We start from the raw sequence: 13,356 nt of genomic DNA on the forward strand, positions 1-13,356 counted from the left end.
GGAATTTACATAATTAAAGAATTATCACATTTATAATTATTTTTAATACTTTAGTATTGAAACTATTATATTTCATTAGAACACTTAGGAGAGAGGGATATAAATGCATTTATTCAAAGGCAGTGCTGTAGCCATAATAACACCTTTTAACAAGGACGGAGTTAATTTCGATAAATTAGGCGAACTTATAGATTGGCACATAGAAAATAAAACTGATGCAATAGTTATCTGCGGCACTACAGGTGAAGCATCTACTATGACGGAAAAAGAAAAAAAGGCTGCAATAAAATATACTGTAGACAAAGTCAATAAGAGAATACCTGTTATTGCAGGTACTGGAAATAACAATACTGCTGCTTCAATAGAAATGAGTAAATGGGCTGAAGAAATTGGAGTAGATGGAGTTCTTATAATAACTCCCTACTACAATAAAACTACTCAAAGCGGACTAGTTCATCATTTTGGAGCTATTGCTGAAGGTATTAATATTCCTATAATACTTTACAACGTACCTTCTAGAACTGGTATGAACATCTTACCTTCAACACTTATGCAGTTACTAAAATATAAAAATATAGTTGCAATAAAAGAAGCTAGCGGAGACATAAGCCAAGTTGCGAAAATAAAGGAACTATGCGGCGACAGGTTAGATATTTACTCTGGTAATGATGATCAGATAATTCCTATACTGTCTCTAGGAGGGTTAGGAGTGATTTCTGTAGCAGCAAATATTCTTCCTGCTGAAATTCATAATATTTGTGAAAACTACTTTAACGGTGATTTAAAATCAGCTCTAGATTTTCAAATTAAATATTTATCTCTTATAAATTCATTATTTATTGAAACAAATCCTATTCCAATAAAGACTGCCATGAATCTTATGAATTTAGAAGTTGGTCCTTTAAGGTTACCTCTTTGCAGCATGGAAGAGAATAACTTACTAAAATTAAAATCTCAGCTCAAAATACATGGCTTAATTTAAGGAGGCAATTATGATTAATATAATTCTAAATGGCTGTAACGGAAGAATGGGTAAAGCTGTATCCGATACAATAAAAACTTACGAAAACATGAAAATAGCAGTTGGCATAGATAGATTTCCAGGTGAAAATGGTTATGTTATTTTAGATAATATAAATGATTTTAATGGTGAAGCTGATGTAATTTTAGATTTTTCCAATGTATCTTCTCTTTCTAAATTGATTGCTTTTGCTAAAGGAAAAAACTTGCCTTTAGTTTTATGTACTACTGGCTATAGCAGTGAAGATTTAAAATTAATCGAAGAATCCAGTAAAGAAATTGCAATTTTTAGATCTGCCAATATGTCTATAGGTATAAATATTTTAAATTCTTTATTAAAAAAAGTATCTCCTCTTCTCTATGGAGATTTTGATATTGAAATCATCGAAAAACATCACAATCAGAAATTGGATGCTCCTAGCGGAACAGCATTGCTTCTAGCAGATACCATAAGAGACTCTTTAGATGAAACTACAAATTATGTTAACGGAAGATCTGGAATGAAAAAAAGAGAAAAGAATGATATCGGAATACATGCAGTAAGAGGCGGAAGTATCGTGGGAGAACATGAAGTCTTATTCGCCGGAAAAGGCGAGACTATAGAATTAACACACACAGCTTTATCTAGAGAAGTTTTTGCGGTAGGTGCTTTAAAGGCTTGTGAATTTATGAAAGATAAGATAACCGGACTTTACTCCATGGATGATGTGATTAAATTATAATACTATATTAAAAAGGTTGTGCAATGCACAACCTTTTTTTAAAATAAATGACATGCTATAAAATGATCTGGGGCAATCTCTTTAAATACTGGCTCTTCTTTAAAGCAAGCTTCCTTAGCATATTTACATCTGCTAGCAAACCTGCAGCCAGGCTTAGGATTAATTGGGCTTGTTACTTCTCCCTCAAGCATTATTCTTTGTCTAGTTTTCTCAATCTCTGGATCAGGAACTGGAATAGCTGACATAAGCGCTTGAGTATATGGATGCTTAGGATTCTCATATAATTCATTACTTGGAGCTAATTCCATCATTTTTCCAAGATACATAACTCCAACTCTGTCAGATATATGTCTAACCATAGACAAATCATGAGCTATGAATAAATATGTTAATCCTAATTCTTTTTGAAGTTTAATAAGAAGATTAACTACCTGAGCTTGTATGGAAACATCAAGAGCAGATATAGGCTCATCGCATACGATAAACTGTGGTTCAATAGCGAGAGCTCTTGCTATACCTATTCTTTGTCTCTGCCCACCTGAAAACTCGTGTGGAAATCTAGATGCGTGCTCCTTATTAAGACCTACTAAAGAAAGAAGGTGATAAATTCTTTCCATACGCTTTTCACCAGTATAAATACCGTGAATATCTATTCCTTCTGCAATTATATCTCCTACAGTCATTCTAGGATCTAGGGAAGCATAAGGATCCTGGAATATTATCTGAGCAGCTCTAGTAAATTTTTTCTTTTCTTTGCCGCTTAAAGCGTGAATATTTACTCCATCTATTAAAACTTCTCCTGCAGTTGCATCATAAAGGCCCATAACTGTTCTTCCGCAAGTAGTTTTACCACAACCAGATTCACCAACTAAGCCCAAGGTTTCACCTTTTTTTATGCTAAAACTTACATCATCTACTGCTTTTAATGTAGCTTTTCTACCAACATGGAAATACTTCTTTAAGTTTTTAACTTCTATTAAAGTTTCATTATTTGGCAATTTAAGCACCTTCCTTTGCTATTGGATTTTTAACTTTAGGTGCCAACTCATGCTTTAGCCAGCAATTAACTTTATGGCTATCTGTAATAACAGTCTCTTCTGGAGGTACCTCTTTGCATACTTCCATTGCATACTCACATCTTGATGCAAATGGGCATCCTACAGGAGGTTTAAGTAAATCAGGAGGTGTACCATTAATTGAATAAAGTACATCCTTGTGTTTTGTATCAAGTCTTGGCACTGACTGAAGAAGCGCCCAAGTATATGGATGCTGAGGGTTACTAAAGATTTCTTCCTTAGTTCCACGTTCAACTATCTGTCCAGCATACATTACCTGTATTCTATCTGCTACGGACGCTACAACACCTAAATCGTGAGTTATAAGCACTACAGCTGTTCCAAGCTTGACTTGTAAATCTTTTATTAAATCCATAATTTGTGCCTGAATTGTCACATCTAAAGCTGTAGTAGGTTCATCTGCTATAAGTATCTTAGGACTACAAGCCAAAGCTATAGCTATCATAGCTCTCTGTCTCATACCGCCTGAAAACTCATGAGGATATTGATTAACTCTTTTCTCAGGATTTGGTATATTTACAAGTCTTAACATATTCACTGCTTCTGCTATGGCTTCACTCTTCTTCATTCCTTTATGAATTATAAGACCCTCTGCTATTTGCTTACCTATTGTCATGGTAGGATTCAAAGATGTCATTGGATCTTGAAATATCATACTTATTTCGCTCCCGCGAATCTTTCTTACATCTTCTTCAGACATCTTAACAATGTCCTTGCCATTATATATTATCTCAGAACTTTCCTTTATTTCTGCTGGAGGCGTAGGTAAAAGCCTCATTAGTGATTTTGCAGTAACAGTCTTTCCACAGCCAGATTCACCAACCACAGCAAGAGTTTCTCCTGCATTTATATAAAAGTTTATTCCTCTTACAGACTGCACCTCACCTGCATAGGTATGATAGGAAACTCTAAGATTTTTAACTTCTAATATTTTTGCCATACTATGCCTCCTTACTGACGTAGCTTAGGATCTAATGCATCTCTTAGTCCATCACCCAATAAATTAAACGCTAACACTGTTACAAAAAGTATTGCTGTTGGGAAAAATATTTCATGAGGATAGTTAGTTAAATTACCCTGTCCTTCACTAATTAATAAACCCCAGCTAGTATTTGGAGATTGTATACCTAAGCCTATATAACTTAAAAATGCTTCTGAAAATATATAGTCAGGTACATCAAAAGATAAATAAACTAATATTACTCCTAAGGTATTTGGTAAAAGATGTTTTAATATTACTCTTAAAGGGCTTGAGCCTAAAGCCACTGCAGCCATTACATATTCTGAATTTTTAAGCTGCATTACCTGACCCCTTATAAGTCTAGCTATTCCCATCCATCCAGTTATAACTAGAGCAATAATTATTGTAGTGATTCCAGGACTAAGCACTAATAATAATAATATTATTATTAACATAAATGGAAGACTTGAAACTATCTCTATGATTCTCATCATCACTGTGTCAACTTTTCCACCTATGTACCCTGCTATTCCACCATATAATAGACCTATTATCAGTTCAACTAAAGTACCAACAAAGCCTATGATAAGTGAAACTCTTCCGCCCTTCCAAGTTCTTAGGAACAAATCTCTACCAAGATTATCCGTACCAAATAAATGCTTTATGCTAGCACTTTTATCTAGAATATCATAATTTTGATCATTTAAACCGTAAGGTGAAAGGAAAGGTATTATAATACAAGCCAATGTGACAACAACTAATACGATCAAAGATGCCATTGCCACTGGATTTTTCTTAAGTCTTCTCCAAGCATCAGCCCAATAACCAATATTGGGTCTAACTATTGCTTCTGAATCATTTTCATTGTAACCAATAATTTTAAATTTATCTTTATTCAGAATCATTTTTATCCCCCTTTATTTCTTCGCCGATGCTAATTTAATCTTAGGATCTATAAGCACATAGGCAATATCTACTACTAATAGAGAAACTATATATAAGAACGCAAAGAAAACTGTAAGAGACATGATAACAGTATAGTCTCTATTATTTATAGCATTAAAGAGTTCTCTTCCAAGGCCTGGTATCGCATACATCTGCTCTACAATAAGAGTTCCTGTTATAATGCTAGCTATTCTAGGTCCAAGTATTGTAACCACAGGTATACTTGCATTTCTAAGAATATGCTTCATGATTACAGAAACTTTTTTAACACCCTTAGATTTGGCTGTCAAAATATAATCCTGATTTATTACATCCAAAACAGATGATCTCATAAATCTTGCATTAGATGCAATTTGAGCAACAGCTAACGCAATTGTAGGAAGTATAGTGTATTTTAAGTTAGAGAACCAACCGCCTGTGGAATACCATCCTGCAGTAGGTAGTCCCATTTTCCCTCCTAAGAAGAATTGTAATAAAAGTGCCAATACGAAACCTGGTATTGCGCTTCCAATGAGGGCAATAAATATAACTAAATAATCTGGCCATCTATTTCTATAAAAAGCAGCAATAACTCCCATAGTAATACCTATTACTAGTCCAACTATTACTACTTGAATTCCCAACTTTGCTGATACAGGTAATTCCTGTGCTATCATTTCATTAACAGTTTTACCTGGATATTTTATGGATTCTCCCATGTTACCATGTAATAAATCCTTAAGGTAATCAAAATAACGCGTGGTTATTGGATCATCTAAATGATATTTAGCTCTTATAGCTTTGTAAGTACTTTCTGGCAGCTGCTTAGCTTGATTGTTTATAGGATCTCCTGGAACCGCATTAACTAAAGCAAAAGTTAATGTAGCTATTATCCACAGCGTAAGCACCATATATCCTATTCTTTTAAGAATATATTTTAGCATATAAATATTTCCTCCTCTTTCAACATAAGACAATGAAGCATTAAACATCAAACATCAACAGGATATAATCCTGTTGATGTTTTGTGATTCATATTCTATTATTACTATTTTGTTTTTCCTTGAATATATACATTCTTTAAATAGAAGTATGGTCCAAATTGTGGAATATAGAAACCTTTAACATAGTTATATTTGAAACTATGAATATCTTGATATAAGTAAGGTGATACGGCTGCATCAACATTAACTATAGTGTTTTCAATATCTTGATAATCTTTAAGTCTCTTAGCATCATCCAATTCTGTAGAAGCTGCTTTTATTAAAGAATCTACTTTAGGATTGCTATACTTTCCATTATTGTTACCACTTGTTGAAGCAAATGTTCCTAAGAAATTGTTTGGTTCATTGTAATCCATTCCCCAACCACCTGAAACTACATCAAAGTTGCCTTTGCTTCTGTCTTTGAAGTAAGTTGGACTGTCTACTGAATAAGTGATATCAATCTTTATGCCTAGTTTTTCCCACTGATTCTGTATGAACTGTGCTTGAGCTGTTGTTGTAGATGAACTCTGGCCCATCAATAATTTCAAATGTACTGAAGATGCATCAGTTATACCAAGTTCGCTAAGACCTTCCTGCATAAGTTTCTTAGCATCATCTTTAGAGTTCTTAAGTGGTTCTGGAGTTGCTCCTCTAAATTCCTTGCTACCAACAGTTATTGCAGGTGGTATCAAGCCATATGCTGGAATATATCTCTTCCAAACTGCATTTATCTGTGTCTGTCTGTCATATCCTAAAGAAAGAGCTTTTCTAACCTTAGCATTTGAAAGATATTTATTGGTAGTGTTAAATATATAATATGATGTACTTGGAGTTGTTCCAGTAGTTTCTGCAAAAGTTCCCTTTTGTTTTGCTTCATCTTCAAGTTTCTTTATATTATCCTTTGAAGCACCAGCTACATCAAGCTCTCCATTTTCAAACATTTTAACAATTGTGTTTGGTTCATCTAATATATTGCATACAGCTGTCTGAAGCTTTACATTTTTAGCATCCCAATAAGAATCATTCTTCTTAAATACTAACTTGGAACCTTTTTGGTAATCAGAAACTACAAAAGCTCCATTATAAACCATATTTTTGTAATCAACTCCATACTTATCTCCAAGCTTTGTAACTATATCCTGTCTCATTGGAGCAAGCAAGTTAAATGCTAGCGCTGCTTGAAATGCTGGATTAGCCTGAGCTAATGTTACTTCAAAAGTGTAATCATCAACTGCTTTTACTCCCAATGTAGTAGGGTCAGCTTTTACATCTGGATCTGATATTTTATCTGCATTCTTAACTCCAAGATCAGCAAGTATAGTCATATAATCACTGCCTGTATTAGGATTTGTAAGTCTTTCCCAAGAATAAACATAGTCTTTAGCAGTAACAGGTTGTCCATCTGACCATTTTGCATCTTTTCTTAATTTGAAAGTGTAAACTGTCTTATCACTGTTAGTAGTGTAAGATTCTGCACCTGCAGGTATTTCTACTATTTTGCCATCTTTTTTGCCTTCAACATATAGACCTTCTAGAGTATTTCCTATAGCAGTTATACTTTCTGCATCACTAACTTTTCCACTATCTAATGATGTATAATCATACCCCACTAGATTAATTGTCTGATCAGCATCTATCTTAGTAGTATCCGCTGTTTTTGTAGTATCTGGTGTTGTTGATTTTGAGCATCCACCGAATAAAAGAGCTGTGGACACCATTGCTCCTGCAACTACAAGAGTCAAAAGTTTTTTTCCTTTCATTTTTACTCCCCCTTTTTTTATTAGGCTAAAATTCTAATTTGAATGAAAGCCCTATGTAAATATTTATTTGATAATGTTCCTTAATCCTTATAATTCGAGTTTGCCCCTCTTAAGTATTAGGAATCTTTATCGACTTGCTTGAATCACAGTTTTCATTTTATTACATATTTCTTTTCATTGAAAGCTTTTTACTTTGAAAATGCCAATTATGATTAATTTAACAAAAAAAAGCTATTTTTTTATTAAATTATCAATTATAGTTCTATTTATTAACTATGTTTTATCAAATTGTGATTGGTAATTTTTAACGCATAGCATTTTGCAAGTTTTACTTTCGTTGTTACTCATATTATCATAATTTTTTTTAGCTGTCAATGTAGTAAATCATTGGTTTGTAACATTTTTTACATATTTTTATATTTCATGATATGAATAATTTTTTATGCTTTGCATCAAAAACACCTTTGAAAACTAATAACTGGGGTATTTTAGTGGTTATTAAAATTTTAAATAATTAATACATATTATATACATTTTATTAAAATTTTTATACATAATTATTAAATTTATTTTTAGCTTTGAAAAGCAAATCAAATATTATGAATCAATCAATTGTTTATAGTATAAACAAAATTTTGTATTCTATTCATACCTTCAACAAGGGCATCCATACCACTGCAATAAGATATTCTCATATGCCCCTCTCCTCCTATACCAAAGGCGCTCCCTGGAACAGCGGCTACTTTTGCTTGCTTAAGGAGTTTTTCGCAAAATTCTTCACTATTTAAAGAATATTTTTTTATGTTTGGAAATATATAAAATGCGCCTTCTGGTTTAATTGTATCAAATCCCAACTCTATCAGTCTTCCATATACATAATCTCTTCTTTTTTTTAATTCTTCCTTTATATGCTCCACATGGTACATAGCATTGTTTAATCCTTCATACGCTCCCCATTGAGCTATAGATGGTGCACAAGATACATTGTATTGATGTACTTTTAATATTTGAGATAAATACTCATCTTTAGCACATACATATCCTATTCTTAATCCGGTCATCGAGAACATTTTAGAAAAGCCGCCTACCAGTATGGTTTTTTCTCTTAATTTTTCATGCTGAGCTATTGAATAGTATTCCTTAAAGCATAGAGAACCATACATTTCGTCAGAAATTATAACTATATTTTCATTTTCTAACATCTTAGCTATTACATCGAACTCATTTTTACTCATGCAATTGCCTGTAGGATTGCTTGGATAAGATAAAATTAATGCTTTTGCATTCTCATTCCTTATGAGATTTTGAAGAGCCTCTAGATCTAAAGACAAATCCTCTTTAACTGGACAATTTACTACATTGCCCCCTATTAGCTTAACTATGCTTTCATAGGCTGGATATGCAGGCGTAGGTATAATGACTTTATCTCCCGGATTAAGAAGCATTTGGAATACATTAAATAATCCTTCGCTTCCCCCGACAGTTATACAAATTTCATCTTTTGAATAATTAATTTTGTTTTTACTTAAATATGCGCTGATACTTTCTCTCAAAGGTTCAATCCCTATATTGGAGGTATATTTAGTCAAATTATTATTTATAGCATCAATCATAGCCTTTTTTACTTCTTTAGGAACTGGAAAATCCGGTTCGCCTATAGTTAATGATAACGCTCCAGGCACTTCAACTACTTTATTATAAAATTTTCTTATCCCAGATATCTCAATCAAGTCTAAATTTCTATTCATATTTTCCCCCAAAAATCAAAATTTAACTTTAATTATAGTATTTAAAAACAGACAAATCAAGAATAAAAATTTTCTTCCAGTTATTAGTCTTTATTTCTCTTAAATTATTGATTATAATAAAAAATATGTTCATATTGTATATAATTTAATTGTTTGAAAGGATTGATAAAATGCAATACAATTTAACTGATCCCTATGAAATAGCAAGATACATAAAAGAAGCCAAAAAAGCGACTCCTGTAAAAGCCTACATAAATGGCGATTTATCTAACTGTTCATTTGGAGAAATTGAAGTTTTTGGTTCAAATAATTTTTATGTTCTTTTTGGAGAAAGTGTTGATGTCATTAATTTTTTACAAGAAAATAAAGATAAGATAAGTAATTATAAATTAGAAAACGATAGAAGAAATTCTGCTATACCTATGCTGGATCTCACTAATATAGAAGCAAGGATAGAACCTGGTGCTATAATTAGAGATAAAGTAGTAATAGGTAAAAATGCCGTAATAATGATGGGAGCTGTAATAAACATCGGAGCAGAAATAGGCGAAAGCACTATGGTTGATATGAACGCAGTAGTAGGTGCTCGAGGAAAATTAGGTAAAAGAGTTCATTTAGGAGCCGGTGCTGTGGTTGCTGGAGTACTAGAGCCACCAAGTAAATCTCCTTGCGAAATAGGTGACGATGTACTTATTGGCGCAAATTCAGTGATACTTGAAGGAGTAAAAATAGGTGCTCGCTCAGTAGTGGCAGCAGGATCTGTTGTTACAGAAGATATTCCTGAAGGAGTTGTTGTAGCTGGAACCCCTGCAAAAATAATAAAATTTGTAGATGACAAAACTAAAAATAAGACTCAAATATTAGATGATTTAAGGAAATAACGTTTAAAAAGGACTGAGACTCACCATTATGGTAAATTTCAGTCCTTTTTATTTAAACTATTTAAGCCTCTAAACTAAATAGCGCTTTGAGTATCATTAATTTCTTCGGTGACAGTATCTCCGTTCTTGTTTATTCTTTCCATCTTGGAAATAGAAACCTCATAAGCAACCTTTTTTATAACTTCTTCCTCTGTTAATTTTTTTTGATATTCTCTGCTTTGAAGTCTCCCCCAAATTTTAATATTATCTCCTACCTTAAGAGTTTCACAAAATCTTGAATTTCTTCCCCAAGCAATAGTTGGGATATAATCTGATTTATTGTACGCCCTATTTACAGCCAGCAGCATATCTGCTATTTCTCTTCCAAAAGGTGTGGTTCTATAAACCGGTGTCTTGCATATAAATCCATCTAAGTATATTTGATTTGGATTTTTACTTCTTTCTATGCAAGGCTCTATATTTCTTGCAAATACTGTTAATATGAGTCTATTAGCTCCATCAACAAATTTGTTGTAGGATCTCAGTTGACCTTCAACTATAACTTCTTTCCCCTCATCTATACCAATTCCTGTTATCAATCTTTCGGATACTGTTATTGCCAGTATATCTTTAGTATCACTCAATCTTGGCACTTCAAGATTGAATATGTAGAACCCCTCTCCATACATCTCATGGCTGAAAGATAGTCCTGATACCACCTTTCCTTCTAAATAGATTTTATTATTTAGCATTAAATTATCCATTTGAACCCCTCTCTCCATTGGTTTTCATTAAATTCATCTTATAGATAATACCTATTCACCACATCATTTAATTATTACTATTTTTATATATGCTTATAATTTATAAGCTAAATATCAATTACCAATCACTATTCCATTATAATACATTTTTAGTCTTAATTGCAATTACTTATTTGAAATTTGTTTGCCAGCGCTGTCTATTCTGTAATTATCTCTATAAATTAGGTTAGATACTGTTACAAATTCATAATTTTGGTTCTTTAAATATTGAATAATCTTAGGCAAATTCTCTGGAGTATATTTTGCTTCGCTGTGAAAAAGAATTATGGAGCCTGGCTTACTTTTTTTTATAACTCTATTGTATTCTATATCGGCCCCTTGGTTTCTCCAATCAATACTATCTACATCCCACTGAATAGAATATTTATTTAATCCGCTAACTACATCTATGGTGGAATCACTATACTCGCCACTTGGAAACCTAAACAGTGATGTTTCTTTTCCTGTTACCTTTTCAATTTTCTCGTCTACAGCATCTATCTCCTTTACTAATTTTTCTTTTGATATTCCAGGCATGCTTGGATGACTATTGGTATGATTACCTATCTCATGGCCTTCATCAAATATCCTCTTCAGCTTTTCTTCATTTCCATCTATCCAAACCCCCACAATAAAAAAAGTTGCTTTCACATTATACTTATGCAAAATATCAAGTATCTCGTCCATATTATCTTCTTTCCAGCTTACATCAAAAGTTAATGCTAATTTCTTCTCTTTTGTGTCTACAGAGTATATAGGCACCTTCTTTTGAAGTCCCATAAACGCAGATAAGGTTCTCCCTGAAATTAAAATTGCAGCTGCAATCAAAAGTAGTATTAATGCAGAATTTATTATTTTTTTTCTATGGCTTATAAATACAATCAATACACTACATCTCCTTAAAATAGTCTCTGTAAATTATATTCAATTTCCACATAAAAATAGTTCATTTGAATATAAAAAACTATATGATATAATGTTAATAGTATTTTAGCACTTGGGGGTGGACCATGAATGTACGAAGACATAAGCCAACTTGCGGAAAGCAAATTGATTTTATTATATATAATGCATAACATCAATTTACCTATTTCAAAAAACCAACTAACTCAAATTGTACTTGAAAATAACTTAGTAAACTATTTTTCTCTCCAGCAATATCTAGCAGATTTAATAGATTCTGATTTTTTAGTTTATACAAATAAAAATAATCAGAAGCTGCTCTCTATTACTGATAGAGGATCCAAGGTATTGGAAATGTTTCAAAGCAGAATACCAGATGATATCATCTTAAAAGTCGATAATTATCTCGAAACAGCTAAAGATAACATAAAACGTGAAATTTCTCTCTACTCTGACTATACAATAGAGAAAAGCAATACCTTTATTGTAAATCTAAAAGCTATGGAAAATGATATAATATTAATTGATGTTAAAGTAAATGTACCCACCAAGAAACACGCTATAGATTTGTGTGCTAATTGGAAATCAAATTCTTCTCAAATATATAATGATATAATGAAACTTTTAATAAATCATTAAATAGTAGTCATTCCAGTGGGCTCTTTACCTACTGCTATGGCTTTTTTTTCTCCATTAAACAAGTTATATCTAAAAATTCTTCCATTATAATTATCACCCACATACAAAAAATTATCTTTTTTTATTATTCCTCTCGGCATTCCACCAATATATACTTTTTTCACCACATTAAAATCAATAACAGTAATTAAAGTTATATAACCTTCAAGGAAATTTGATATATAGCAAATAACATTGTCACAAAATATATCAATCGGTCCCTTTCCTACAGGAATTTTCTTTATGGAGGAAAAAGTTTTTGTAGAGATAATATTTATAAAGCCACCTTTTTCGGAGCCTAAATTGCTTTCACATACAAAAATATATTTGCTATCACTAGAAAAAACAGCTTTTGTAGGGCAATGTCCAACTTTTATATTCACTAAAGTTTCTCTCTTTACTGCGTCTATTATGGTTATACTGTCACTTAACATATTGGTAGTGACCATTAGATTCCCCTCTGCATTTAGCTCCACAGAATGAGGCAAATTTTCTACTGGCAATTCCTCTTCAACTTTTTCAGACAGCAGATCAAAAACAACTATATCATTACTCTCTCCGCAAGCAATAAAAGCTTCATTTCTATAAATAGCAATATCATTGCAGTATCCACCAATATAATAACTTTGAGATTCTTCTGATAATACATCTATTATAGTTATACTATTACTATAATTATCAGCAGTAATTATATTGCTTTTCCAGCCGCAAATTCCGTGTGGGCCTATTCTCCCGCCTATTCCATTCATAGGAATTCGACTGTCCTCATGGAAATCTTTCAAATTTATTTTTGATACATCGTCTGATCCTGAATTGCAAACAAATAAGTAATCCACTTTACCCACCACTTTTCTACTGTTCATAAAACTATAATATGTAGAAATGTTTGCCTGCGTTATAATTATTTTTATAAAA

General features: G+C 32.3%; 13 protein-coding genes. 4 read left to right on the forward strand and 9 right to left on the reverse strand.

Annotation, left to right across the window (positions count from 1 at the left end; translation table 11 throughout):
- The first annotated feature begins 103 nt into the window (after positions 1-103).
- Both dapA and dapB read left to right on the forward strand, forming a co-directional pair.
- Positions 104-982, forward strand: a complete 879-nt coding sequence (gene dapA, locus IAI10_RS07720) for a 4-hydroxy-tetrahydrodipicolinate synthase (RefSeq protein ID WP_315672721.1) — start codon at positions 104-106, stop codon at positions 980-982.
- A gap of 10 nt (positions 983-992) precedes the next feature.
- Entirely contained in the window at positions 993-1,742 is a 750-nt protein-coding gene (dapB, locus tag IAI10_RS07725) for a 4-hydroxy-tetrahydrodipicolinate reductase (protein ID WP_315672722.1), read from the forward strand.
- 38 nt (positions 1,743-1,780) lie between these two features.
- Here the strand turns inward: dapB and IAI10_RS07730 are convergent, their stop codons facing one another.
- The 6 genes from IAI10_RS07730 to IAI10_RS07755 all read right to left on the reverse strand — a co-directional run bounded on the left by IAI10_RS07730 (position 1,781) and on the right by IAI10_RS07755 (position 9,197).
- A complete protein-coding gene (locus IAI10_RS07730; RefSeq protein ID WP_315672723.1) occupies positions 1,781-2,740 on the reverse strand; it encodes an ABC transporter ATP-binding protein in 960 nt (319 codons plus the stop codon).
- 1 nt (position 2,741) lies between these two features.
- The gene (locus IAI10_RS07735; protein ID WP_315672724.1) at positions 2,742-3,758 is read right to left on the reverse strand and encodes an ABC transporter ATP-binding protein; all 1,017 of its coding nucleotides are present in this window, start codon (positions 3,756-3,758) and stop codon (positions 2,742-2,744) included.
- An 11-nt stretch (positions 3,759-3,769) separates the two neighbouring features.
- Positions 3,770-4,684 (reverse strand): ABC transporter permease, encoded by a 915-nt coding sequence (locus IAI10_RS07740; RefSeq protein WP_315672725.1) that lies wholly within the window; start codon positions 4,682-4,684, stop codon positions 3,770-3,772.
- A gap of 12 nt (positions 4,685-4,696) precedes the next feature.
- Positions 4,697-5,647, reverse strand: a complete 951-nt coding sequence (locus IAI10_RS07745) for an ABC transporter permease (RefSeq protein ID WP_315672726.1) — start codon at positions 5,645-5,647, stop codon at positions 4,697-4,699.
- Between the two features lie 104 nt (positions 5,648-5,751).
- Positions 5,752-7,449: a peptide ABC transporter substrate-binding protein gene (locus IAI10_RS07750; RefSeq protein WP_315672727.1), complete on the reverse strand. Its 1,698-nt coding sequence runs from the start codon at positions 7,447-7,449 to the stop codon at positions 5,752-5,754.
- A gap of 608 nt (positions 7,450-8,057) precedes the next feature.
- Entirely contained in the window at positions 8,058-9,197 is a 1,140-nt protein-coding gene (locus tag IAI10_RS07755) for an aminotransferase class I/II-fold pyridoxal phosphate-dependent enzyme (protein WP_315672728.1), read from the reverse strand.
- A gap of 170 nt (positions 9,198-9,367) precedes the next feature.
- On the opposite strand from IAI10_RS07755, the gene dapD reads away from it, so the two are divergent.
- Entirely contained in the window at positions 9,368-10,078 is a 711-nt protein-coding gene (dapD, locus tag IAI10_RS07760) for a 2,3,4,5-tetrahydropyridine-2,6-dicarboxylate N-acetyltransferase (protein ID WP_315672729.1), read from the forward strand.
- 74 nt (positions 10,079-10,152) lie between these two features.
- On the opposite strand, the gene IAI10_RS07765 is transcribed toward dapD, so the two are convergent.
- Together IAI10_RS07765 and IAI10_RS07770 are read right to left on the reverse strand one after the other, a co-directional pair.
- The gene (locus IAI10_RS07765) at positions 10,153-10,821 is read right to left on the reverse strand and encodes a single-stranded DNA-binding protein (RefSeq protein WP_315672730.1); all 669 of its coding nucleotides are present in this window, start codon (positions 10,819-10,821) and stop codon (positions 10,153-10,155) included.
- Between the two features lie 165 nt (positions 10,822-10,986).
- Positions 10,987-11,745, reverse strand: a complete 759-nt coding sequence (locus tag IAI10_RS07770; RefSeq protein ID WP_315672731.1) for a polysaccharide deacetylase family protein — start codon at positions 11,743-11,745, stop codon at positions 10,987-10,989.
- Between the two features lie 129 nt (positions 11,746-11,874).
- Between IAI10_RS07770 and IAI10_RS07775 the strand changes: the two genes are divergently transcribed.
- The gene (locus IAI10_RS07775) at positions 11,875-12,402 is read left to right on the forward strand and encodes a DUF4364 family protein (RefSeq protein WP_315672732.1); all 528 of its coding nucleotides are present in this window, start codon (positions 11,875-11,877) and stop codon (positions 12,400-12,402) included.
- Here IAI10_RS07775 and IAI10_RS07780 read toward each other — a convergent pair.
- Positions 12,399-13,277 carry a YncE family protein gene (locus IAI10_RS07780; RefSeq protein WP_315672733.1) on the reverse strand — a complete coding sequence of 293 codons (879 nt, stop codon included), beginning with the start codon at positions 13,275-13,277 and terminating at the stop codon, positions 12,399-12,401. The genes IAI10_RS07775 and IAI10_RS07780 overlap by 4 nt on opposite strands.
- Positions 13,278-13,356: the final 79 nt, after the last annotated feature.

Origin of the sequence: Clostridium sp. 19966 (assembly GCF_032335695.1) — a bacterium.
GTDB lineage: Bacteria > Bacillota > Clostridia > Clostridiales > Clostridiaceae > JACTOJ01.

Bases quoted from the DNA above. Each gene is read 5' to 3' on its own strand.
- dapA (WP_315672721.1), top strand. From the start codon at position 104: ATGCATTTATTCAAAGGCAGTGCTGTAGCCATAATAACACCTTTTAAC.
- dapB (WP_315672722.1), top strand. From the start codon at position 993: ATGATTAATATAATTCTAAATGGCTGTAACGGAAGAATGGGTAAAGCT.
- IAI10_RS07735 (WP_315672724.1), bottom strand. From the start codon at position 3,758: ATGGCAAAAATATTAGAAGTTAAAAATCTTAGAGTTTCCTATCATACC.
- IAI10_RS07740 (WP_315672725.1), bottom strand. From the start codon at position 4,684: ATGATTCTGAATAAAGATAAATTTAAAATTATTGGTTACAATGAAAAT.
- IAI10_RS07745 (WP_315672726.1), bottom strand. From the start codon at position 5,647: ATGCTAAAATATATTCTTAAAAGAATAGGATATATGGTGCTTACGCTG.
- IAI10_RS07750 (WP_315672727.1), bottom strand. From the start codon at position 7,449: ATGAAAGGAAAAAAACTTTTGACTCTTGTAGTTGCAGGAGCAATGGTG.
- IAI10_RS07755 (WP_315672728.1), bottom strand. From the start codon at position 9,197: ATGAATAGAAATTTAGACTTGATTGAGATATCTGGGATAAGAAAATTT.
- dapD (WP_315672729.1), top strand. From the start codon at position 9,368: ATGCAATACAATTTAACTGATCCCTATGAAATAGCAAGATACATAAAA.
- IAI10_RS07765 (WP_315672730.1), bottom strand. From the start codon at position 10,821: ATGGATAATTTAATGCTAAATAATAAAATCTATTTAGAAGGAAAGGTG.
- IAI10_RS07775 (WP_315672732.1), top strand. From the start codon at position 11,875: ATGTACGAAGACATAAGCCAACTTGCGGAAAGCAAATTGATTTTATTA.